At 71.6% G+C, this 22,005-nt stretch carries 18 protein-coding genes; 10 read left to right on the top strand and 8 right to left on the bottom strand.

The window, feature by feature from the left end:
* Positions 1-70: 70 nt before the first annotated feature.
* Positions 71-2,815, top strand: a complete 2,745-nt coding sequence (locus tag ABZX90_RS05815) for an AAA family ATPase (RefSeq protein WP_355201726.1) — start codon at positions 71-73, stop codon at positions 2,813-2,815.
* A 360-nt stretch (positions 2,816-3,175) separates the two neighbouring features.
* Positions 3,176-4,147: an alpha/beta hydrolase gene (locus ABZX90_RS05810; protein WP_351133433.1), complete on the top strand. Its 972-nt coding sequence runs from the start codon at positions 3,176-3,178 to the stop codon at positions 4,145-4,147.
* 56 nt (positions 4,148-4,203) lie between these two features.
* Here ABZX90_RS05810 and ABZX90_RS05805 read toward each other — a convergent pair whose 3' ends face one another.
* The 3 genes from ABZX90_RS05805 to ABZX90_RS05795 form a co-directional block, all read right to left on the bottom strand.
* A complete protein-coding gene (locus ABZX90_RS05805) occupies positions 4,204-5,574 on the bottom strand; it encodes a VWA domain-containing protein (RefSeq protein WP_351133431.1) in 1,371 nt (456 codons plus the stop codon).
* Entirely contained in the window at positions 5,571-6,428 is an 858-nt protein-coding gene (locus tag ABZX90_RS05800; protein WP_355201790.1) for a MoxR family ATPase, read from the bottom strand. Before ABZX90_RS05800 ends, ABZX90_RS05805 begins: the two co-directional genes overlap by 4 nt.
* A gap of 123 nt (positions 6,429-6,551) precedes the next feature.
* Positions 6,552-7,496, bottom strand: coding sequence for an NADP-dependent oxidoreductase (locus ABZX90_RS05795; protein ID WP_355201723.1), 945 nt, complete (start codon positions 7,494-7,496; stop codon positions 6,552-6,554).
* A gap of 649 nt (positions 7,497-8,145) precedes the next feature.
* On the opposite strand from ABZX90_RS05795, the gene ABZX90_RS05790 reads away from it, so the two are divergent.
* Complete coding sequence (locus tag ABZX90_RS05790; RefSeq protein ID WP_355201721.1) at positions 8,146-9,165, top strand: LLM class flavin-dependent oxidoreductase; 1,020 nt, start codon at positions 8,146-8,148, stop codon at positions 9,163-9,165.
* A gap of 55 nt (positions 9,166-9,220) precedes the next feature.
* On the opposite strand, the gene sthA is transcribed toward ABZX90_RS05790, so the two are convergent.
* Complete coding sequence (gene sthA, locus ABZX90_RS05785) at positions 9,221-10,624, bottom strand: Si-specific NAD(P)(+) transhydrogenase (RefSeq protein ID WP_355201720.1); 1,404 nt, start codon at positions 10,622-10,624, stop codon at positions 9,221-9,223.
* A 198-nt stretch (positions 10,625-10,822) separates the two neighbouring features.
* Here sthA and ABZX90_RS05780 point away from each other — a divergent pair, with 198 nt between their 5' ends.
* Both ABZX90_RS05780 and ABZX90_RS05775 read left to right on the top strand, forming a co-directional pair.
* Entirely contained in the window at positions 10,823-11,296 is a 474-nt protein-coding gene (locus tag ABZX90_RS05780) for a hypothetical protein (RefSeq protein ID WP_351133423.1), read from the top strand.
* A gap of 302 nt (positions 11,297-11,598) precedes the next feature.
* Entirely contained in the window at positions 11,599-13,464 is a 1,866-nt protein-coding gene (locus ABZX90_RS05775) for an AMP-dependent synthetase/ligase (RefSeq protein WP_351133421.1), read from the top strand.
* Positions 13,465-13,704: 240 nt separating this feature from the next.
* Here ABZX90_RS05775 and ABZX90_RS05770 read toward each other — a convergent pair whose 3' ends face one another.
* From ABZX90_RS05770 to ABZX90_RS05755, 4 genes are all read right to left on the bottom strand, one after another.
* The gene (locus tag ABZX90_RS05770; RefSeq protein WP_355201717.1) at positions 13,705-15,549 is read right to left on the bottom strand and encodes a HAMP domain-containing sensor histidine kinase; all 1,845 of its coding nucleotides are present in this window, start codon (positions 15,547-15,549) and stop codon (positions 13,705-13,707) included.
* On the bottom strand, positions 15,546-16,244 hold the full coding sequence (locus ABZX90_RS05765) for a response regulator transcription factor (protein WP_355201715.1): 699 nt from the start codon (positions 16,242-16,244) through the stop codon (positions 15,546-15,548). Before ABZX90_RS05765 ends, ABZX90_RS05770 begins: the two co-directional genes overlap by 4 nt.
* 131 nt (positions 16,245-16,375) lie before the next feature.
* Positions 16,376-17,134 carry a L,D-transpeptidase family protein gene (locus ABZX90_RS05760; RefSeq protein ID WP_355201713.1) on the bottom strand — a complete coding sequence of 253 codons (759 nt, stop codon included), beginning with the start codon at positions 17,132-17,134 and terminating at the stop codon, positions 16,376-16,378.
* 282 nt (positions 17,135-17,416) lie between these two features.
* Positions 17,417-18,058, bottom strand: coding sequence for a DUF6629 family protein (locus ABZX90_RS05755; RefSeq protein ID WP_355201711.1), 642 nt, complete (start codon positions 18,056-18,058; stop codon positions 17,417-17,419).
* 265 nt (positions 18,059-18,323) lie between these two features.
* Between ABZX90_RS05755 and ABZX90_RS05750 the strand changes: the two genes are divergently transcribed.
* From ABZX90_RS05750 to ABZX90_RS05730, 5 genes are all read left to right on the top strand, one after another.
* On the top strand, positions 18,324-18,539 hold the full coding sequence (locus tag ABZX90_RS05750) for a DUF4177 domain-containing protein (RefSeq protein WP_351133412.1): 216 nt from the start codon (positions 18,324-18,326) through the stop codon (positions 18,537-18,539).
* Positions 18,540-18,729: 190 nt separating this feature from the next.
* A complete protein-coding gene (locus ABZX90_RS05745; RefSeq protein ID WP_351133410.1) occupies positions 18,730-19,533 on the top strand; it encodes a VOC family protein in 804 nt (267 codons plus the stop codon).
* A gap of 159 nt (positions 19,534-19,692) precedes the next feature.
* Positions 19,693-20,145: a cyclic nucleotide-binding domain-containing protein gene (locus ABZX90_RS05740; protein ID WP_351133408.1), complete on the top strand. Its 453-nt coding sequence runs from the start codon at positions 19,693-19,695 to the stop codon at positions 20,143-20,145.
* A 68-nt stretch (positions 20,146-20,213) separates the two neighbouring features.
* Positions 20,214-21,038, top strand: a complete 825-nt coding sequence (locus tag ABZX90_RS05735; protein ID WP_355201708.1) for an N-formylglutamate amidohydrolase — start codon at positions 20,214-20,216, stop codon at positions 21,036-21,038.
* Between the two features lie 133 nt (positions 21,039-21,171).
* Positions 21,172-21,996 (top strand): amidohydrolase family protein, encoded by an 825-nt coding sequence (locus tag ABZX90_RS05730; protein ID WP_351133404.1) that lies wholly within the window; start codon positions 21,172-21,174, stop codon positions 21,994-21,996.
* The last annotated feature ends 9 nt before the right edge of the window (positions 21,997-22,005 follow it).

Raw genomic sequence — 22,005 nt, 5'->3', positions numbered from 1 at the left:
GCAGGCGGGCGGGATCCACGCGAACGCAGATCGATACGGCCGAGCAGCGTGGGAGTGAGGAGTGATGCGCATGCAGCCCCAACCGTTGCGCGGCCGCAGCGAGCCGATGGAACGCGCCTTGGCAGTGATCCGCGCCGCGCACCGCCACGGCTCCGGTGGAGTGGTGCTGGTCAGCGGAACAGCGGGCATCGGAAAGAGTGCGCTCCTCGCGGAGGTGTCCCGCCAGGCCGAGCGGATGCAGGTCCAGTCGGCCCTGGGCGTCTGCGATCCGGTCGAACAGGTCAGCCCCGGGGCGCCGGTGATCACGGCGCTGCGGGCCGGCCGCGAGCCGCTGGTCACCGCCGAGCACTACGAGCGCGTCGTGGAGGCCGCCGACGAACCGCTGCTGCTGGTCGAGCGCATCGCCTCCGCCCTGGAGAGCCTCTCGGCGAGGAAGCCGGTCCTGATCGCCATCGACGACGTCCAGTGGGCCGACCGCGTCAGCAAGTTCGTCATCCGCACGCTTCTGACCCGCCTGCTCGGGCTCCCCGTGGTCTGGCTCCTGACCACGCGCGAGGACGACGCCGACGTCCTCGGCTCCGTGCACACCCGCCTTGAGCAAATCCGCCTCACACCCCTGACGAGCAGCGATCTGGCCGCCATCGCGCAGGACCGTCTCGGGCACCCGCCCGACGCACGCACCCGTCGGTTCCTCGACGCCTCGGCCGGCAACCCGCTGCTCGCCATCGACGTCCTGGACAACCTCGTGCGCGCGGCCACGCAGGGCAGGCCCGACACGGTGCCGGAGGAGTTCGGCGCGGCAATCGCCCGCCGGCTGGCCGACCTACCCGGCGCATCGCGCGCCCTCGTCGAGATGGTGTCGGTGGGCGGGCGCGCGCTGGCCGCGCAGGATGCGCTGCGGCTGGTGGCGGAGCACGTCGACTCAGGTCGCGGCCGGCCACTCGCGGCTGCCCTCGACTCCGGGCTGATCACCGTCACCGCGCAGACGGTGCTGCCCAGCCACGACCTGGTGCGCGAGGCGGTGCTCGCAGCCATGCCCGGCAGGAGGGTACGCAGCCTGCACCGCCGCCTCGCGGAACACCACCTGAACGCCGGGCAGGCCCTGCTGGCAGCGCCGCACGCCCGGGCGGCAGCGACCCGCGGAGACGCGGCCGGCGCGCTGATCCTGATCGCGGCGGCGGAGAGCCTGGCCACCGCCAGCCCCCAGGACGCGGGCGACCTGGCCGCGCTCGCTTTCCGCACCGTGCGCCCGGACCAGGACGAATGGCTCGGCCTCGGCCGGCGCTGCCTGTCCGTGCTGTGCCAGACCCAGCAGGCCCGGAAAGCCGTGGCGGTCGCCGATGCCATCCTGGCCCACGTGGACGACGCCGATCTGGTCGGCGCTGTCGAGAGCGACGCCGCACGAGCGCTCTGGCTCGACGGCAGGCTGGGCGAACTCCTGACACGCATCGAACCGGTACTTGCCGCAGACTCGGTCACCCCCGCAGTGGGCGCCCGCCTCACCGCCGCACGTGCCCTGGCCAACACCAGACTGACCGCCGGCGACAGCGCGGCGCGCGACGCCGCGGCCGCGCTCGACGCCGCCAAGGCGTGCCAGGACAAGGACGCCCTCGTCCTGGCCCTGCACGCCGTCGGCGAGGCCGCCCGCAACGAGGGCCGCCACCAGGAAGCCCTGAGCAGCTTCCGGGAACTGCGCGCGCTCATCGGACCCGTCCAGCTCGCCGAAGAAATCACCTCCCTGCAGTTCCTCGACCGCTACGACCACGCCCAACTCCTGCTCGACGAAGTGAGATCCGACAGCAGGCACAGCACCCGCACGATCCTGCCCGCGCTCCACTGCGCCCAGATGTGGCAGGACTTCAACCTCGGCCGCAGCGACGACGCCGAAGCCACAGCACGGACCCTGGTCGACCTCGGCCGACAACTCGGCAGCGGCGTGTACGCACTCGACGCGCTCATCGTGCAGATCTCCATCGAGCTGCTGCGCGGCAACACCCAAGGCGCAGCAGATCTCCTCAACCGCAGCAGCCAACTCGTCGACGCGGACGACGGCGTGCGCGACCCCGGTCTCACCGTGATGCGAGGCTGGCTCTCGGCAGGCCGGGGCGACGTCGCCAAGGCGATCGAAGTCGTCCAGCCGGTAGCCGCCGGAGCCGTCAGCTCCTGCAGCTACTGGCCGCTGTGGCCGTGCTGGATGGGCCTGTTCTTCGAGATCGGAACCGCCGGAGCGAACGGAGCCTTCGCCGAGATCGTGGTCCAGATCGCCGAACTCGCCGCGGCACGCAACCCGGGGGTCGCGAGCTTCGAGGGAGTCGCACTGAGCCTTCGAGGACGTGCGAAAGGCGACCTGGCCATGCTCGCCGAGAGCGCCGGAGTCCTCGCCCGCAGTCCCCGGCCGATCCTGCGCGCCTACGGGGCGGACGTCTACGGACGCGCGCTCCTGGCCGCCGGACAGCGCGACCATGCGCTCGACCTGCTCGACCGGGCCTGGGACGACTACCACCGGATGGACGCCAGGGTCTACCGCGACGCCGTCCAACGTGTCATGCGCGACGCCGGCGCCCGGCGCGCACACTGGCCGACGGCCGGCCACCGGCCCGAGACGGGCTGGGACTCCCTCACCGGCGCCGAGCGCCGGGTCGCGCGGCTGATCGCCGACGGCCACTCCAACCGCTCCGCCGCTGTCGAACTCAACGTGTCGGTCAACACCGTGGGCACCCACCTGCGCATGGTCTTCGGCAAGCTCGGTGTCCAGTCGCGCGTCCAGCTCGCCAACGCACTGCACCGGACCGAGCCCTTGGCGCCGTCGGACTGAGCCTGGCCGGGACGGAGCCTGACGAAGAGGGCCGAGCGTTGACGCGGCGCGCTTCGTCGGCAGTCGCCCCGGCCCTTGAACCTGTGGCTCCGCCCGAGGAGTCCGGACACCGCCGCACGCGCTGAAGCAGCCCCGGGCCGTTGCCACCCGCTATGGCGGTGAGGATGTTGCGGTCGCTCCGACTCGGCATCGCCGTCACTTTGGAAAGAGCTCACCGCGCGGTCCTGGGCAGCGCGACGAATCCCGACGGCATGGCCCGCCACAACGCGGGCAGGTTCCGCCACACGGCGGCTCCCGGTCCGGGAGTCCGGCGCCGATCATGGTCGAACGAGCCGCCGGGCTCAGCGCGAGGAGACGTCAATGCTGTCGGTACCGCCCCCGTTCGACCCCGAACTCGGCGTCGCCCTCGCGGCGGTCGGCCCGTCCACGCCGTCCGGGCCGAGCCTGGAGGACATCGCCGCCCTGCGCGCGGGACCGGAACTCGCGGTGCCCGCGTACGACCTCACCGACGGCGGCACCTTCGAGACCATGGACCTGACGGTTCCCGGGCCAGAGGGCGCTCCGGACGTCTCGCTGTTCGTCATCAGACCCCTCGCGCCCCCGAAGGACGGGCCGCGCCCGGTGATCTACCACTCCCACGGCGGCGGCATGGTCCTCGGCAGCAACCGGGCCGGGGTGGAGATCGTCCTGGAATGGGCGAGGGAGCTGGACGCGGTCGTGGTGTCGGTGGAGTACCGGCTGGCGCCCGAGCACCCGTACCCAGCCGGGGTGGAGGACGTCTACGCCGGTCTGCGGTGGACGGCGCGGCACGCCGGGGAGTTCGGCGGCGACCCGGAGCGGATCGTCGTCGCGGGCGCCAGCGCGGGAGGCGGCCTCACCGCGGCGCTCGCCCTGCTCGCCCGGGACCGCGAGGGGCCGCGGCCCCTCGGGCAGGTCCTGATGTATCCGATGCTCGACGACCGCAACGACACTCCGTCCGCCCACCAGATGGCGGGCATCGGCGCCTGGGACCGTACGGCCAACGCGACCGCCTGGACCGCCGTGCTGGGCGACGCCCGCGGTGGCCCGGACGTCTCCGCGTACGCCGCCCCGGCCCGGGCCTCGGATCTGTCCGGACTGCCCCCGGCCTTCCTCGACGTCGGCTCCGCGGAGACCTTCCGGGACGAGGTCGTCGACTACGCTTCGCGGATCTGGCAGGCCGGCGGAGTGGCCGAGCTGCATGTGTGGCCCGGCGGCTTCCACGGCTTCGACTCCTTCGCCCCGCACACCGCGCTCTCACGGACCGCCCGCGCCGCCCGCGTCACATGGCTGCGCAGGCTCCTCGCGCCCTGACAGAACACCGTGACACCGTGCGGTGACGAGCGGCGGAGTCCGCGTCCCGCGATCCTTCAGACGGGCAGCAGGCGGCCGATCAGCGCGCTGAGCTGCTGCGCGTTGCGGCATTCGTACATCTCCACGATCTCGGCGTAGGCGAGGGCCGCGGAGTCGCCCGTGCCCCACTGTGAGCGCGCTTCGGGGTTCAGCCAGTAGGCGCGGCGGGCCTGCCGGGTGAGCTGCCGGACGGCGGGCAGGTTCGGATCACTCATGTTCGTCCGTGCGTCGCCGAGCACGAAGACGGTCGTACGGGAGCCGACCGCGCCGCTGTACCGCTCGGCGAACTCGCCGAACGCGACGCCGTAGTCGCTGCTGCCGTGCCAGCCCGTCAGCGTCGCCTCCGCGCGGATCCGGGCGCTCAGCCCCTCGGGGTCGGCGGCGCCGTGCGCCAGCAGCCCGGTCACCTCGTCGACCCGGTTGACGAAGGCGAACACCCGCACCTTGCTGAACTGCTCGTGCAACGCCTGCACCAGCAGCATCGTGAAGTCCGAGAAGCCCGACACCGACCCCGACACATCGCACAGCAGCACCAGTTCGGGCCGCACGGGACGGCGCCTGCGCAGCACGGGGCGCATCGGCACCCCGCCCGTCGACAGCGATCCGCGCAGCGTCCGCCGCAGATCGATGCTGCCGCGACTGGCGCGGCGACGGCGCGCGGCGAGACGGGTGGCCAGTTTGCGGGCGAGTGGCTGGACGACCTTGCGCAGTTCGGCGAGCCGGTCCCGCCCGGCGAACAGGAAGTCGACGCGGTCGGCGGTCGGGGCCACCGCGCGCCGGGCGATCTGGTCACGGTCGCGCCGCTCGGCGATCCGGCGCCTCGCCTCCGTCGCGACCTGCCCGCGGAACACCTCGATGCGCCGCCGGATCTCGTCCTCCAGCAGCCGGTCGGTGAACCCCGCCCCGCCGCCCTCCGCCCGGACCGTGTCCCGCACCCGGGCCATCAGCGTCTGAGGTCGCAGCCGGTCGAGCGTCTGGTACGACGACCAGCCGTCCGTCGACGTCGTGCCCCCGTAGCCGCCGAAACCGTCGACCGCCTCCATGGCCAACTGCCCCATGAGGAATGCGTCGTTGGCCGCCAGGGCGGCCGCGAGACGGTCCCGTAGATCGTCCCGGTCCGCGGGTGCCACGCCGTCGGGTGCCCCGACGCCCCGCGGAAAGTACACGTCGAAGACGGGGTCGAACACGCGCCGCTGCCCCGGGTTGTGGAGCAGGGTGGCGGCCAGCCCCTCACGCAGCCGGTCACGGTCCGCGAAGCCCAGCGCCTCCAGCGCCTGAGCGGCGTCCACGGTCTCGCCGGTGCCGATCCGCACGCCGTGCGAGCGCAGCGCGCCGACCAGTCCCGTCAGCCGGTCCGCGACCCCGGCCGTCGGCACGGCGGCGTTCACACAGTGCCCAGGTCGAGCTTGGCCGCCGCCTTCAGTACGTCGTCCTGATGCTTGAGGATCACGCCGAGGGTGTCGCGTACGACGTTCTCGTCGAGGGTGTCGGCGCCCAGCGCGAGCAGCGTGCGGGCCCAGTCGATGGTCTCGGCGACGGACGGGACCTTCCGCAGGTCCATCTCCCGCAGCGCCCCGACGACCCGCACCACGGACTCGGCGAGCGCCTCGTCGAGTCCGGGCACCTTCAGCCGTACGATCCGGCGCTCCAACTCCTCGTCCGGGAAACCGATGTGGAGGAAGAGGCAGCGGCGGCGCAGGGCCTCGGACAGCTCGCGGCTCGCGTTCGAGGTGAGCACCACGAAGGGCCGGCTGGTCGCCGCGATCGTGCCCAGCTCGGGGACGGTGACCTGGAAGTCGCTGAGCACTTCGAGCAGCAGACCCTCCACCTCGACGTCGGCCTTGTCGGTCTCGTCGATCAGCAGGACCTTGGGGTCGTCGCCGCGGATGGCGGTCAGCAGCGGGCGCGCCAGCAGGAACTCCTCGCTGAAGATGTCCGTGCGCGTCTCGTCCCACGTCTCGTCACGGCCCGCGGTGATGCGCAGCAGCTGCTTGGCGTGGTTCCACTCGTACAGCGCCCGTGACTCGTCGACGCCTTCGTAGCACTGGAGGCGGACCAGTCGGGCCCCGGCGACCTGTGCGACGGCCTTGGCGAGTTCGGTCTTGCCCACTCCGGCGGGGCCCTCCACCAGGAGCGGCTTGCCCAGGCGGTCGGCCAGGAAGACCGTGGTGGCGACGGCGGGCGAGGCCAGATAGCCCGTGTCGGCGAGGCGTGCGGAGACGTCGTCGACGGATGTGAACAGCAACGGGGCCTCCAGCACGCGCGGACGAGGTCGGGCTCACTATCTAAGCGCTTGTTCACCCTCGCTGTCACGTGTGACGGCTCCCACGACAGAGGGCGGAAGGCCCCCGGCGGGTCCTCCCGTCTAGGAGACGCGCAGTACGATCTTGCCGCGCCGGTGTTCTCGTTCGAGGGCCGCGTAGGCCCCCGGGGCGCTCTCCAGCGGAACGATCCGGTCGACCTGCGGGACCAGCCGGCCCGCCTCGACGAGTGCTGTCAGCTCCTCCAGACCGGCGCGGTCCGGCTCGACCACGAAGAACACCCCGCGGGCGTCCACCCCGTCAGGCGGTGTCGGCGGCGCGACGATGCCGACCAGTACGCCGCCCGGGCGCAGCACCTGCCAGGAGCGGTCCAGAGTGTCCCCGCCGACGGTGTCGAAGACGACGTCCGCGTCCTTCACCTCGTCCTCGAAGCGCTGCCCGGCGTAGTCGATCACGCTCCGCGCGCCCAGGCCACGGACGAAGTCCGCGTCCCGGGCCGCGGCGGTGGCCGTCACCTCGGCCCCGAGCGCGGCCGCGACCTGCACCACGAAGGAGCCCACGCCACCCGCTCCGCCGTGCACCAGCACCCGCTGTCCCGGCGTGACACCGGCATGGGTGACGAGACCCTGCCATGCCGTGAGACCCGCGAGCGGCAGCGCGGCCGTGCGCTCGTGGTCGAGCGACCCCGGCTTCGCGGCGAGCACCGCCGCCGGAACGGTCACATACTCGGCCGCGGCCCCGTCCCGGGTGAAGGGAATCAGACCGTAGACCGCGTCACCGGGCCTGAAGTCCGCGACACCGTGGCCGATCTCGGCCACGACACCGGAGACCTCCTTGGACGGCACGATCGGCAGCCGCGGGTTGCCGTTGCCGTCGAAACTGTCGGTCCAGGTCGCGTCCCAATCCAGCTCTCCCGAGGTGACCGATGCCGCCCGCACCTCGATCAGGGCCTCTCCCGGACCGGGAACGGGCCTCGGCGCGATCTCGTGGACGAGCTGCTCCGGGCCGCCCCGCCCGTGGCCACGCACCGCGTGCATCGTGCCCCTCATCCGGTTCCTCCTCATCGGAACGGCACAGGGCCGCCGTCGAGTCGATCACGGTCGGGTCCTCCGGCTCGGCACGAACCGGCCGTTGTTCACGATAGATCCGGAACCGGCGGCTTTCCTGCCGGGCTCGTGCCCACCGCCGTCGCGTGAGCGAGTCCGGCGGCCTGCACGTGCGCGGCTCGGATAGTGGGCCCGCCGTCGCGGGAGCGGGTGGGGGTGGCGAGCCGCAGCGCGGCTCGGACGCTTCGAACCTCGTAGAAAGGAGTCGAAAGGAGTGGCATCGGGGTGGGCTCGTATGCCATCAAGGACTGAGGGACGTCGCGGCTCCGCCACCTCGCACCGTCCCTCCGGCCGACCGCGCGAAGGGGTCGGCCGACGGAGAGGTCTGGCCCGTCACCACGGGGGGAGCGACGGGCCAGACCCTCCGCCCACGGTGCCATGCGCGGCGCCTGTCGCGCAGCGCCTTGACGAAGTCCCGCGCGGCGTGGTCGGCGGGCTCCCTCCGCCGTGGCCCCGTGACCTGCCCGGTCCTCCCCGCCGGCCCCGGTGATCGCCTGCGAGAATGCGCGGTAGTGCCGATGTTCGACGCGGCGTGCCGCGAACGAAGAGCGCCGGTGTTCGACGCAGCGAGCCGCGAACGATGGAGGAGCCTGTGCCACTGCCCTCACGCCCCTTGCAGAAGCTGGGCTTCCTGACGATCGGGCTGTTCGACGAGAACGACCCCGGGCGCGGCCACGAGTCCACCCTCGGCATCATCGAGCTGGGTGAGCGGCTTGGCTTCGACAGCGCGTGGCTGCGTCATCGCCATCTCCAGTACGGCATCTCCTCGCCCGTCGCCGTCCTGGCCGCCGCCTCGCAGCGCACCCGCCGTATCGAGCTGGGGACGGCGGTCATCCCGGTGGGCTGGGAGAACCCGCTACGACTGGCCGAGGATCTGGCGACCGTCGACGTGCTGGCCGGCGGCCGGCTCAACCCGGGAGTCAGCGTCGGCCCGCCGCTGCACTACGAGCAGGTGAAGCACGCCCTCTATCCCGACACCGCCGAGACCGAGGACTTCGGTTACGCGCGCGTGGAACGGCTGTTGGACTTCGTGCGTGGCAAGCCCGCCACCGACTTCAGCGGGGTGGAGGGCTTCGAGGTCTTCTCGGACCGCGTGCAGCCGCACTCCCCCGGCCTGGGACGCCGTATGTGGTACGGCGGCGGCAGCCTGCGGTCGGCGCGGTGGGCGGGCGAGCACGGCATGAACTTCCTGACCAGCAGCGTCGTGAAGGCGGAGGAGTCGGAGGACTTCGCCACGGTCCAGCTCTCCCATGTACGGGCCTTCCGCGACCACCACCCCGACGGAGACCGAGCCCGTGTCTCGCAGGGGCTCGTCGTGATCCCCACCGACAGTGCCTCGCCCGCACAGCGCGCGAGGTACGAGGAGTACGCCCGGGCGCGGCTGCCCCGCACGACGACACCGCAGGGGCCCGCGCGCCTGATGTTCGCGCCGGACCTCGTCGGCAGCTCCGCCGACATCGCCGAACAGCTCTACGCCCACGCCGCGTTCCGGGAGGTCGACGAGGTGGCGTTCGCCCTTCCGTTCACCTTCGGCCACGAGGACTACGTCCAGATCCTCACCGACATCGCCACGAAGCTGGGGCCGGCGCTGGGGTGGCGCCCGGCCGCCTGAAGGCGTCCGGCGCGCGTGACCACAAAATCGATCCCCCCGGTATCCCCCGCGGTGATCAGTCCCTGAGGCGGTCGATCTGGCGGATCTTGTTGGTCGCGTCCAGGGCGGCGACCTTGTAGGACTCGGCGAGCGTCGGGTAGTTGAAGACGGCGTCGACCAGGTAGTCGACCGTTCCGCCGCAGCCCATGACGGACTGGCCGATGTGGATGAGTTCCGTCGCACCGGTACCGAAGCAGTGGACGCCGAGAAGTTTGCGGTCCTCGGGCGAGACCAGCAGCTTCAGCATGCCGTGCGAGTCCCCGATGATCTGTCCCCGGGCCAGTTCCCGGTAGCGGGATATGCCCACCTCGAACGGCACGCAGTCCTCGGTGAGTTGGTCCTCGGTCCGGCCGATGAAGCTGATCTCCGGGATGGTGTAGATGCCGATCGGCTGCAGGTCGTGCATCCGGTTCACCGGCTCTCCGCAGGCGTGGTACGCCGCCGTACGGCCCTGTTCCATCGAGGTGGCCGCGAGTGCCGGGAAGCCGATGACGTCACCGACGGCGTAGATGTGCGGCACCTCGGTGCGGTAGTACTCGTCGACCGTGATCCTGCCGCGCGGGTCGGCGGACAACCCCGCTTTGTCGAGGTCGAGTTCGTCTGTGAGTCCCTGTCGGCCCGCCGAGTACATGACCGCGTCGGCGGGGATCTTCTTGCCGCTCTCCAGGACCGTGAGCGTGCCCCGGGGGTGGCGCTCGACGGCGGCGACGGTCTCGCCGAACCGGAAGGTGACGGCAAGATCCCGCAGGTGGTACTTCAGCGACTCGATCACCTCGACGTCACAGAAGTCGAGCATCGCGGCGCGCTTCTCGACCACCGTGATCTTGGAGCCGAGGGCGGCGAACATGGAGGCGTACTCCATGCCGATCACCCCGGCGCCGACGATGACCATGGAGCGCGGCACCTGCTCCAGGTTCAGGACGTTGTCCGAGTCCATGATCGTCCGCCCGTCGAACTCGACGGTGCCGGGCCGCGCCGGACGCGTGCCCGTGGCGATGACGATGTGCTCGGCGCTCAACAGCCTTTCGTTGCCGTTCACTTCGACCAGGGCGACGGTGTGATCGTCCACGAAGCGGCCGGTGCCGGCGAACAGGGACACGTGGTTGCGGGAGAGCTGGTTGCGGATGACGTCGACCTCGCGGCTGACCACGTGCTCGGTGCGAGCGGTCAGATCGGCGACGGTGATGTCCTCCTTCAGCCGGTAGCTCTGGCCGTACAGATCCCGCTGGCTGAGGCCGCTGAGATACAGGACCGCCTCACGCAGAGTCTTGGAGGGGATGGTTCCGGTGTGGATGGAGACCCCGCCGACCATGTCGGGGCGGTCGATGACGGCGACCCGACGGCCGAGCTTGGCCGCGGCGATGGCGGCCTTCTGGCCGCCCGGGCCGGATCCGATGACGAGCATGTCGAAGTCGCGCACCTCCGGAGTCTGTCAGCACGAGGCCTCTCCCCGAAAGGGTGAACGGGCGATCAGTCGGCGAAGGACGGACCGCACGACGACGTGCCGAGCCGCCACCGACGCTCCGAGCGGGACTCCCGCGACTCTCGGGACTCCCCGTTCACGTGACCGCGCCATCATGGTTCCCGGAAGGCCGGAACCCGCCCCTTGGAGGCCCCTGTGCGGATGGACGCGTTGCCGTACCTCGATGAACACACGACCGTCGTCGCGGCGGGAACCGACGATCTCTGGCGGTGCCTGGGCGAGGTCCTCGACCGGTCCGGGGCACGGCCCGGCGCGACCGGCTACGCGAGACTGGTCGGCTGCGCCGACCGTGCCGCGTCAGGGCCTCGCCCGTTCGCGGAGGGCTCCACCATCCCGGGTTTTCGGGTGGCCGCCGCGGTCCCGGGCAGCGAACTCGTCCTCCGGGGCCGCCACCGCTTCTCGTCCTACGCCCTGATCTTCCGCATCGAAGAGGTCGGCCCGGACCGTTCGCGGCTGCGCGCCGAGAGCCGGGCCGCGTTTCCCGGCCCGGCGGGCGGCGTCTACCGTCGGCTCGTCGTGGGCACGGGCGGGCACGCGAAGGGCATGCGCCGGCTGCTCGCGTCCGTTCGCCGACGGGCCGAGGGCCAGGACGGTCCGACGGCCGCCTGAAGCGGGTAACCCCGGTGATCCGGCCGGCGCCCGTCCGATCGGCGGTGCCCGGAGGGAGCGGACGGCCTCAACGGCGGCCGGACGGGTGGCTGTTGGCGTTCCCGCGGGACCGAAGCGAAGGTCCGGGGAACGGAAAATCCGCGGCGGGAGAACTGCTGCCGGAATGATGCGCGGGCTGTCGCCCGGGTGGGCTACATTCGGGAATCCTCGGCATCGACGCCTCCGGGGGTGAGGCCACGTCGAGGAGAACTCCGGAGCGGCGAATGCACAAGTCCCACCTTCCTCCCTCGCCAACGGCACTCATGCAGGGGGGACTCGCCGACAGTCTCTACGAGACGGCGCACACCACCCCCGATCTGCCACAGCTCGCGCGCCGCCCCGAGGGTCGCTCGGGTGACTGGACGCAGGTGACGGCAGCCGAGCTGTGGGCCGAAGTGGTCGACGTGGCGCGGGGGCTCGTCAGGTCCGGCATCCGGCCCGGCGACCGCGTGGCCATCATGGCGCGCACCCGCTACGAGTGGACGTTGCTCAGCTATGCCCTGTGGTCGGTGGGCGCCGAGATCGTGCCGATCTACCCGACGTCGTCGCACGAGCAGGTCGCGTGGATCCTGAAGGACGCGCACTGCGTGGGCGTGGTGGTCGAGGACGAGCAGGGCGTCATGACGGTCGGCTCGGCGTGCGCCGCGCTCCCCTTCCTGCGCCATGTCTGGCAGCTGGACACCGGGGCGATCGCCAAGCTGGTGGAGCGCGGCCGCGCGATACCGGTGACCGCCGTCGACTCGCTGCGCCGCATCGTGCTCGCCGACTCCACCGCGGTCATCGCGTACACCTCCGGCACGACGGGACAGCCCAAGGGCTGCGCCCTGACGCACCGCGGCCTGGCGAGCCCCTGCGACACGCTGCTCGAAGGCTGGAGAGAGACGGCGGCGCCGCCGGGCGTACAGCCGGCCGTCCTCGCCTTCCTGCCCTTCTCCCACGCCTACGGGCTGATGATCCAAGGGCTCTGTCTGCGCGGCGGCATCCTGATGGGGCACGAGCCCGATCTGCGGGAGGACGCGCTGTCGGAGGCCATGCTCTCCTTCCGGCCGACCTATCTGTACGCCGTCCCCTCCGTGTTCGAGAGGATCTACAAGAACTTCGTACGGGCGTCCCAGCGGGCCGGTCGCGGCGCGTTGTTCGAGCGAGCCGTGCGCACGGCTCAGGACTTCGCCCTGGCCGAGGAACGCCAGCGGCTGGGCACGGGGGCGGGCCCCGGCTTCGATCTGCGGCTCCAGCACTCCCTGTACGAGAAGACGGTGTACAAGCGGCTGCGCGGCGCGCTCGGCGGGCGGGTGTGCGGCGCGGTGTCGGGCGGCTCCCCGCTGAATCGTGAACTCGCCCTGTTCTTCGCGGGAATCGGAATCTTCGTCCACGACGGATACGGGCTCACCGAGACCAGCGGAGGCATTACCGCGCAGCCGGTCGGCCGGGAGAAGTTCGGCACCGTCGGACGCCCGCTGCCGGGCACGGAGGTCCAGGTGTCCGACGACGGGGAGATCCTCGTGTGGGGACCCTCCGTGTTCCAGGGCTACATCAACGACACGGCGGCGACCTCGGCCTCGTTCCGCAACGGCTGGCTGGCGACCGGGGACCTCGGTCAGGTCGACTCCGAGGGATATCTGACCATCACCGGGCGCAAGAAGGACATCATCATCACCAGTGGGGGCAAGAGCGTGGCCCCCTCCGCTCTCGAGGAACGGCTGCGGGTCCACCCGCTCATCCATCAGGCGGCCGTCGTCGGCGACAACCGGCCCTGCGTGGGCGCCCTCATCACACTGGACCCCGAGTTCGTGACGCACTGGCGCGCGTCCCGGGCCAAGGGGGAGACACCCGCCCGGGACGCGCGTGAGGAGAACGAGCTGCGGGAGGAGGTCAGGCGCGCGGTCGCGGCGGCCAACACCACCGTGTCCCGCTCCGAGTCCATCCGGGTCTTCCGCGTCCTCCCCGAGCCGTTCGACCTGTCCAACGGACTGCTGACGCCCTCGCTGAAACTGCGCCGGGACGCGATCGCCCAGCGGTACGCGGCCGAGATCGAGGCGATGTATCAGACCTCGTCGCGGGTTCCTCGGGAGGCCGCGCTCGGCGAGCCGTCGATTCTGGACGACTCCTCGGACAACGTATTCCGGTGAGAGGGGCGGACGACGACGCGGCGCGGGACGTAGGTGCCTCCCAGGAGCGACCTCAGCGGCGTGACGCGGCTCCTGGTATCGGGCTGGTCGGTGGTGTGCATGCGTCCACCTTGCGCCGAGCCGGCCGGGGCGACCAGATCCCTCCCGTGAGCAGGACCACGGGTCCTGGTACCGGCTCCACCACGATCACCGGGAATAGTGCGGTCCTCGTTCGGCCTGACCCGGCGGAGCGGTCGTCGCTCAGCCGGACCCGTGGGCGGGCGAGGCGGGCGCCTGCGCGCTGGGCAGCCGCAGGGTGAAGACCGTACCGCTGCCGACTTCGCTCGCGACGGAGACGGTCCCGCCGTGGGCGGCGACGAGTTGCCGGACGATGGCGAGGCCCAGACCGCTGCCGCCGGTGCGGCGGCTGCGGGACTTCTCCGCCCGCCAGAACCGGTCGAAGACGCTGGGCAGATCCTCCGGATCGATGCCGCCGCCGGTGTCGGCCACCTCGAACACGACCTGACCGTCGCGGCCGTGGGCGGTGAGGGTGAGCGTGCCGCCGGCCGGGGTGTGGCGGATCGCGTTGGACACCAGATTGCCGAGCGCCTGCCGCATCCGTACGGGGTCCGCTGCCAGCCACGGAGTGCCGGCCACCTCGGTGACCAGGCGGATGTCCGCGGCCTCCGCCCCCACGCGGTGTGCCGCGGCGACCTGTTCGAGGAGTTCGTCGGCGCGCACGTCCTCGCGGTGCAGCCGCAGGGTGCCGGCGTCGGCCGCCGCGAGGTCCTGGAGGTCGTCGATGACACGCTGTAGGACCACGGCCTCCTCGTGCAGGGAGGACAGCAGTTCCGGGTCGGGTTCGACCAGGCCGTCGCGGGCCACTTCGAGCCAGCCGCGGATATTGGTGAGCGGGGTGCGCAGTTCGTGCGCGATGTCGCTGACCATCGCCTTGCGCTGCGCCTCCATGCGTTCGCGGCGCTCGGTCAGCTCGTTGAAGGCGAGCGCGAGGATACCGGTCTCGTCCTGGGTGGTCACGGGCACGCGCACATGGCGCTCCGGCGATTGCCGCGCGGCCTGGGTCAGCGCGCGCAGGGGGCGTACGAGCCGGCCGGCGACCAGCGCGGTAACGGCCACGGTGAGGGCGAGGACGAGTCCGGCGACACCGAACACCTTGGCCTTGTTGGCCGTGGACATGTCGAAACGCGGGACGGGCCTGTCTCCCGTGCCGAGGAAGAGTTCCGCGACCGGGGCGACGTAGGGCGCGAGTTGCCCGCGCCGGGCTTCGGCGACGCAGGCGGTCGTCGTACGGGCCCGGGCGCCGTGCTGGTCACCCGGCCTCTTCCCCATCAGGTAGGGGGCCGCGGTGGCCCCGCTCGTGGAATCGAGCGTCAGCGCCACAGGGTGGTCGAAGTGCACCTTGTGACGGTCGAGGCACGTCTCGGTGAGCGCCGACAGTGCGTCCAGGGCCTTCCGCTCGGTCGAGGTGGGGGTGTTGAGCCGCCCGTCGGCGCACTCGGTCGGCACATAGCCGGAGTCGAGCCTCCCGTCCAGGTCCGTCAGGACGGTACGGCCGCTCGGCATCCGCTCCGTGCGGGTCTGAACGCCGTTGCGCGCGAAGCACAGTTGGCGCACCGTGGCCAGCTTGGACACCCGCAGGCGCTCGGTCGCGGGCAGCCGGTACGGACCCACCGCGCGGGGATCGATGCCGGTGAGCTGGGCTCCGGGTTCCGTGTAGGTGTCGGTACGCAGCGGGTCGATCGTGGCCGCGGCCCGGGGCGGCAGCGAGGTCCCGCGGGCCGCGGAGTCCGCGAACGGGGTGCGGTCGCCGCCGGTCAGGGCGATGCGCCGGCCCGTCCTGTCCGAGATCGTGCGCAGGGTCCCGGCGACACCGGACCAGTCGGGATGGGTGGCCGCGTATCCGCTGAGCTGCGACAGGATGTCCATGTCCTCGGCGAGCACCTGGCCCTGTTCCTCCTGGATGGCCCGGGTGGTCGTCTGCACCGCGAGCCAGGCGGTCGCGGCCACGGAGCACAGGGCGATGAGCACGGAGGTGATCAGCAGCCGCACCAGCAGGCTCTTGCGCAGCGGCATGGCGCGGCTCACGCCCGGTCGCCCTTGAGCTTGTATCCGACGCCGAACACCGTCAGCAGGCGCGTCGGCCGCCGCGGATCCGCCTCGATCTTCTTGCGCAGGTTCATGATGTGCACGTCGATGGCCCGTTCGGTCGACGCCCGGTCGATGCCGCGGGTGCGGTGCAGCAACTGCCTTCGGGAGAAGACCCGTTCGGGCTCGGCTGCCATCGCGAGCAGGATCTCGTACTCGCCCGGGGTGCAGTCCACCGGCGAGCCGTCGCACAGGACCGTGTGCCGCTCCGGGTCCACGGCGATCCCCGCGGCCCGTACGACCGGATCGCCCCGCCGCTCGGTGGCCGACCGTCCGCTGCGCCTCAGCACCGTACGGATACGGGCCATCAGCTCACGCGGACTGTACGGCTTGGTCATGTAGTCGTCCGCGCCGAGCTCCAGGCCGAGCAGCACGTCGTCCTCGGTGGAGCGGGCGGTCAGCATCAGGACGGGGATGTCGTCCTCCTGCCGCAGCGCCCGGCACACCCCGAAGCCGTCGACGACCGGGAGCATCAGGTCCAGGACGACGAGGTCGGGCCGGTGCCGCCGGGCCTCGTCGAGGGCGGCCCCGCCGTCGTGGACCACGGTCGCCGTGTGTCCCTCGCTCAGCAGGGAACGGCGTATCAACTCCGCCTGCTTCTCGTCGTCCTCCGCGACCAGCACATATGCGCACACGCCACGGATGGTAGGCGCGGTGGACCACGAATCGGCCGGTGAGAGGGTTTTCCCACACCCTGACACCTTCCTCACATCCTCCGGGGACACTGCCGGTGGACTCGTGCCGGCCGGGCATCCCGGAACGGCGTTCAGCGGGCCAGCGAGGCCGCGTCCCCCATGACCACCACGGGATGCCGATCGGGGTCCAGGGCACGCATCAGGTCCTTCAGATCGCCCTCGCGCAGCCCGACGCAGCCGTGTGTGGGGCCTCCGTGGTCCACGTGCAGCCAGATGCCTCCGCCGCGGCCCGCGCCCAGGGGCCGGGTCCAGTCCAGGGGGGTGCTGCCGGGCCTGCGGTTGTAGTTGATGGCGACCACGTAGTCGAAGGAGCCGGTGAGCGGCTCGCCCTCGAAGCCCGTGCCGGGTGAGACGAAGGCGCCCGAGCGGTCGTACGGGAGCCGGGTGCCGGGGTCGGGCAACAGCCCGCCGGCGTCCGTCAGGGCGAAGACGCCGATGGGGGAACGCAGATCACCGGCCCGGTGGTGGTCGGTCCAGCCCTTGAGGGCGTTGTGCGCGGGCAGGCTCGGGCCCGCCTGCCAGCCGGCCTCCGTGCGCTCGTACAGCACCACGGTGGACAGCGGGGAGTTCCTGCCCCGGCCGGTCACCACGACGGCCTGACGGGTCCGCGACGGGACGGCGGACAAGGTCCTGGAGCCGAGCCCCGGCAGTCGCCGCGGTGCCACCGCGCGCGAGGCGGTCGGTGCGGGGGCCGGTGTCGCCACGTCCTGACGCGCCGAGGAGCCGCCGGCTCCGGGGCCGAGCGTCTGAGCCGTGCCGCCACCGCAGCCGACGAGCAGGAACGAGGCGGCGACGATCGCCGCCGGCACACGGTGTACAGGGTTGATCATGCGTCGACCCTGACCGACACATATGAGGAATTCGTCAGGTCGTCCACGGTTCGCCGAGTACCCAGGTCGCGCCGGATCACCGGTGCTTCGCCGGATCACCCGAATCCCACCGGTTCACCGGTGCTCGGGCGGATCAGCGCGCTCCGGCGGACCGGCGGCCGTCCCTCGGCTCGGTCGTGCCCCGTCGGCTCGGCCGCGATCCGTCACGTCCCCGTGATCCGTCTCGTCCCCCGCGATCCGTCACGTCCCCGTCATCCGTCTCGTCCCCTGTGATCCCCCACCTCACGCGTGCTCCACCGGTTCGTACGGGGCCACGGCGTCGCGCGAGTTCACCCAGCACAGCAGGGCCACCGAGACGACCGCCGCGAACGCGCACCACGTCGAGACGAACTCCAGTTCCCACAACGACCAGCAGATCGCCGCGCCCACCCCGATCAGGACACCGAGCAGCCACAGCCCGCGGTCGCCCGAGATCAGCAACGCGCCGACCGTGGCGAAGAGGTAGCCCGCGATGACCAGTTCGGGCTGGGCCAGGTCGATGACATAGCCCATGGTGTGGCCGCGGATCTCGGCGCGCACGGGACGGACGGCCAGGGCGTACGTGAGTGCCGCCGCCGTCGCGATGCCGGAGGCGAGCGGGAACAGCAGCCGGCGCCGGGCACGGCGCGGCGCCGCGCACAGCACACCGGCCGGCACCCACACCGCGAGGAGCGGCAGAGCGATCACGGCCCAGGCCACGGTGGCGGGACCCGTACCGCCACCGGCGTCCCAGACCAGGGATTCGATGATCTGGTGGGCGCCGAGCAGCAACGGCAGCGCGGCGAGCGGAAGATCCTCCTTCCGCCGCGCCCGGATCACACAGGCCACGCCGACAGCGGCGACAGCGGCACCGGCCGCCAGATCGGCCGTCGCACTCCAGCACATCGCGCCACCCTGAATCCGCCGTCACAAGATCTCGCCATCCGGAGCCCACGCTACGACGCCGCACGGACGCGCCCGGCATGGACACGGAAACCGTCCGGACACGGTTCCTCGCCATCGCCGGGACGACGGGGCACGCCCGCCACTCCCCTTCATGAAATTTCAACAAAGGTATCCGTACAGTCCGGTTCACCCCTGTGCCGCGCCCGCGAACAGTGGTTGGCTGGGCCCGGCCATGCCGTCCGACACGCAGGAGAGCTCCGCAACCATGAGCAACCCGTACACCTACGAATACAAGGTCGTCACCTTCCGTGAGTCGCTGATCGGCGACGCGCTGGACAGCGACAAGCTGGAGAAGGTCCTGAACAAGCACGCCGAGGACGGGTGGGCGCTCAAGGCGATCACGGCCGCCGACGTCAAGGGCCGCATAGGCCCCGGCGCCGTGGAGGGGCTGCTGCTCACCCTGGAACGCCCGCGCCGATAGCGGTCGTATGGTGCGCGCGGCGCCGAGGCGGGTGATGCTGTTACTGATGGGACAGCGGATCCGCAGGTGCCACCGATGCCGTCGGAGGCCTTCCGGCACGGAAGGCCTCTCACGGCTGAGCTGACGTCCGGGGCCCGAAAAAAGCCCCGCACCTCGCGCGACCGCTGCCGACCAGTCAGGACGGACGGCGATGAAGAGCGACGGAACACTCCACCCCGGTGTCGTCACCAGCCAGTCGGTGTTCGGCGCGCCGTGCTGGGTCAGCCTCACCACCCGCGATCTGCGGGCCGCCGAGAACTTCTACACCGCCGTTCTCGGCTGGCAATGGTCCTCGGGCGCCAGGATGGGCGACCAGTACCGGATCGCCCGTGTCGACAGGGTTCCGGTCGCCGGAGTCGCCGAAGTCGACTTCGTGGCGAGGACGGCGGTCTCCTGGACCCCGTTCTTCGCCGTGGCCTCCGCGGACGAGACGGTCTCCCGCAGCCAGGAACGCGGTGGTACGACCGCGGTGGGGCCGATCTCGCTGCCACCGGGCCGCGCAGCGCTGCTCGCGGACCGGGACGGCGCGGTCTTCGGCATCTGGGAGGGCGACCTGGTGTCCGGCTGGGAGCGGTGGCGCAACGCGGCCCCCTCGTTCATACGCCTGCACACGCGCGACGCCTTCGACGCGGCCATCTTCTACGGCGAGGTGCTGGGCTGGGCGTCCTCGGACCCCGACTCCTGCCAGGTCGACTACGAGGGGAACGAGGTCGTCCTGCGCAGCTTCGGCGACGTGGTGGCCCGAATCCACTCGGGCGCGGTGGGGGCCGCCCCCGACCCCACCGTCCGACCGCACTGGCAGATCCACTTCGCGGTCGACGACGTGGAGGCCTGTGTCCGCGCGGCGCGCGCCCACGGCGGCACCGCCCATCAGCAGGGGATCGGCTCGATGGAGGCCCTCCTCACCGACCCCGACGGAGCTCGCTTCACCGTGACCTCCCGGGCCGCCGGATGACACCACAAACACCGGCGCTCGCCCCCCGCGGCCAAATCGCCCGGCCCACGACGCGACGGATTACCCCGTTCGGGCTCCAATAGAGGATGACGGGATACCACCGGTACGACAGGCGCCGCCGACCCCCGCGGTCTCACGGCGACCCGATGGAGGTCCGCGATGCCCACTGCTCTCCGGCTCCTGCACGCTCTCTCCCCCGAACACCGCGAACGGCTGATGAGCGTGGCCCGCGAGGTCTCCTTTCCCGCGGACGGGCCGATCTTCGAGGAGGGGGGCACCGCCGACCGCTTCTGGGTGGTCCGCTCCGGAACGGTCTCCCTGTACCAGCGGGTCATCGCCGAGAGACGGATCACCGTCGCGCAGCTCGGGCCCGGCGACCTGCTCGGCTGGTCATGGCTGTTCCGCCCGCACACCTGGGACTTCGGTGCCGAGGCGTTCAGCCCGGTGCGCGCCTACGAGTTCGACGCCGGTGAGGTGCGGGCCCTGTTCGACCAGGATCCGACGCTGGAGCTGTCGCTGACCCGGACGATCGGCGCCATCCTGGCCCACCGGCTCGAAACGACCCGGGCGGCGCTGATCGAGCACTACGCACGCCGCGGGGGGAGCAGCTGAGCGCACACGGCGGAGGCCGCGCAGCCGGTCCTGCTCAGTGTCAGACCCGGCTGCGACAGTGATCTCTTATGAACGACACCCTCGATTCCCCGGACACCGCGGAAGCCCCGGACTCCTTCGCCCTCCTGCCCGGCGCGGTCCACTCGCCCGTGATCCTGCACGTGCCGCACTCCTCGCGCGAGGTTCCGGCGCCGGTCCGTGCCGGCATCCTCCTCGGCGACGCGGCGCTGGAGAGCGAGTTGGACCACATCACCGACGCGCACACCGCGGAGCTGGCCGCGGCCGTGGCCGAGGCGGCCGGGCTGCCGCCGTGGAGATTCGTCAACCGGCTGTCCCGGCTGGTCGTCGATCCCGAGCGTTTTCCGGACGAGCGGGAGGAGATGCTGGCCGTCGGGATGGGCGCGGTCTACACACGGACGACGCACCGGGCGCCGCTGCGGCCCGCGGGCGTCGATCCGCGGCCGCTGATCGAGCGCTACTTCCACCCCTACGCGCGGGCGATGACGGCCGCGGTCACCGACCGGCTGGCCGCGACCGGGCGGGCCGTCGTCATCGACGTCCACTCGTATCCGACGGCCCGGCTGCCGTACGAACTGCACGGTGACGGGCCGCGGCCGCCGATCTGCCTGGGGACCGACTCCTTCCATACACCGCCGGAGCTGGTCACGCTCGCGGAGAAGGCGTTCGCGGGACTCGGCGGGGTGGGCATCGACAGCCCGTTCGCGGGCGCCTACGTCCCTTTGCGGTACTACGAGCGGGAGCCGGGGGTCGGGGCGCTGATGGTGGAGATCCGGCGGGACACGTACATGAGGGAGCCGGGAGGACCGGTGGGCCCCGGTTTCTCGCGCCTTGTCACCGCCCTGACCACGCTCGTGGACGCCGTGACCGGGTAGCACCGGAGCGTCGACGGCGTGACCGGGTAGCCGCGGAGCATCGGGGGCGTGGGCGGGTGGCCGCGGAGCGCGGGACATCCTAGGGTCGGTGGTAAGCAAGCGCTCAGAAACGGTTCAGGGAGGGCACGAGACCATGCCGGTCGTCGACGCGTGGATGCAGCACCCCACTCTCCGTCACTCCAACCACGAGATGTTCGCGTCACTGCGCCGCTGGACCGGGATGAAGGAACTGGAGGAGGAGATGCCGGTCGACGTCACGCTGGCCGCGCTGGCGGCGGCCGACGTGGACACCGGCCTCTCCTCGGCCTGGTACGGACCTCAGGGCGCCCTGATCAGCAACGACGAGGTCGCCGGATTCGTCGCCCGGTCCGAGGGCCGGCTGCGCGGGGTCGCGGGCGTCGACCTCACGCGCCCCGTCGCGGCTGTACGGGAACTGCGGCGGGCCGTCCAGGAGTTGGGCTTCGTGGCCCTGAGGATCATTCCGTGGCTGTGGCAACTGCCGCCCACCGACCGGCTCTACTACCCGCTGTACACCGCCTGCGCCGAACTCGGCGTCCCCTTCTGCACCCAGGTCGGGCACACCGGACCGCTGCGTCCCTCCGAGACCGGCCGGCCCATCCCGTACATCGACCAGGTCGCGCTCGACTTCCCCGAACTGACCATCGTCTGCGGGCACATCGGCTACCCCTGGACCACGGAGATGATCGCGGTCGCCGACAAGCACGCGAACGTGTACATCGACACCAGTGCCTACACCGCCCGCCGCTATCCGCCGGAGCTGGTCGCGTATCTGCGCGGCCGGGGCAGGCGGAAGGTCCTCTTCGGCTCCAACTACCCCATGATCGAGCCGAGTCGGGCGCTGGAACACCTCGGTGAGCTGGGTCTGGACGAGGAGGCCACCGCGTTGTTCCTGTCGGGCAACGCCCGGCGCGTCTTCCGCCTTCCCGATCATTCGTAGATGCTGGAG

The organism is Streptomyces sp. NPDC002935 (assembly GCF_040611295.1).
Lineage (GTDB): Bacteria > Actinomycetota > Actinomycetes > Streptomycetales > Streptomycetaceae > Streptomyces.
Note: the sequence above shows the minus strand (reverse complement) of the source record. Positions and strands in the feature narration are given on the sequence as shown.

Bases quoted from the DNA above. Each gene is read 5' to 3' on its own strand.
- ABZX90_RS05775 (WP_351133421.1), top strand. From the start codon at position 11,599: ATGCAGGGGGGACTCGCCGACAGTCTCTACGAGACGGCGCACACCACC.
- ABZX90_RS05740 (WP_351133408.1), top strand. From the start codon at position 19,693: ATGCCCACTGCTCTCCGGCTCCTGCACGCTCTCTCCCCCGAACACCGC.
- ABZX90_RS05795 (WP_355201723.1), bottom strand. From the start codon at position 7,496: ATGAGGGGCACGATGCACGCGGTGCGTGGCCACGGGCGGGGCGGCCCG.
- ABZX90_RS05760 (WP_355201713.1), bottom strand. From the start codon at position 17,134: ATGATCAACCCTGTACACCGTGTGCCGGCGGCGATCGTCGCCGCCTCG.
- ABZX90_RS05730 (WP_351133404.1), top strand. From the start codon at position 21,172: ATGCCGGTCGTCGACGCGTGGATGCAGCACCCCACTCTCCGTCACTCC.
- ABZX90_RS05745 (WP_351133410.1), top strand. From the start codon at position 18,730: ATGAAGAGCGACGGAACACTCCACCCCGGTGTCGTCACCAGCCAGTCG.
- ABZX90_RS05735 (WP_355201708.1), top strand. From the start codon at position 20,214: ATGAACGACACCCTCGATTCCCCGGACACCGCGGAAGCCCCGGACTCC.
- ABZX90_RS05750 (WP_351133412.1), top strand. From the start codon at position 18,324: ATGAGCAACCCGTACACCTACGAATACAAGGTCGTCACCTTCCGTGAG.
- ABZX90_RS05810 (WP_351133433.1), top strand. From the start codon at position 3,176: ATGCTGTCGGTACCGCCCCCGTTCGACCCCGAACTCGGCGTCGCCCTC.
- ABZX90_RS05755 (WP_355201711.1), bottom strand. From the start codon at position 18,058: ATGTGCTGGAGTGCGACGGCCGATCTGGCGGCCGGTGCCGCTGTCGCC.
- ABZX90_RS05815 (WP_355201726.1), top strand. From the start codon at position 71: ATGCAGCCCCAACCGTTGCGCGGCCGCAGCGAGCCGATGGAACGCGCC.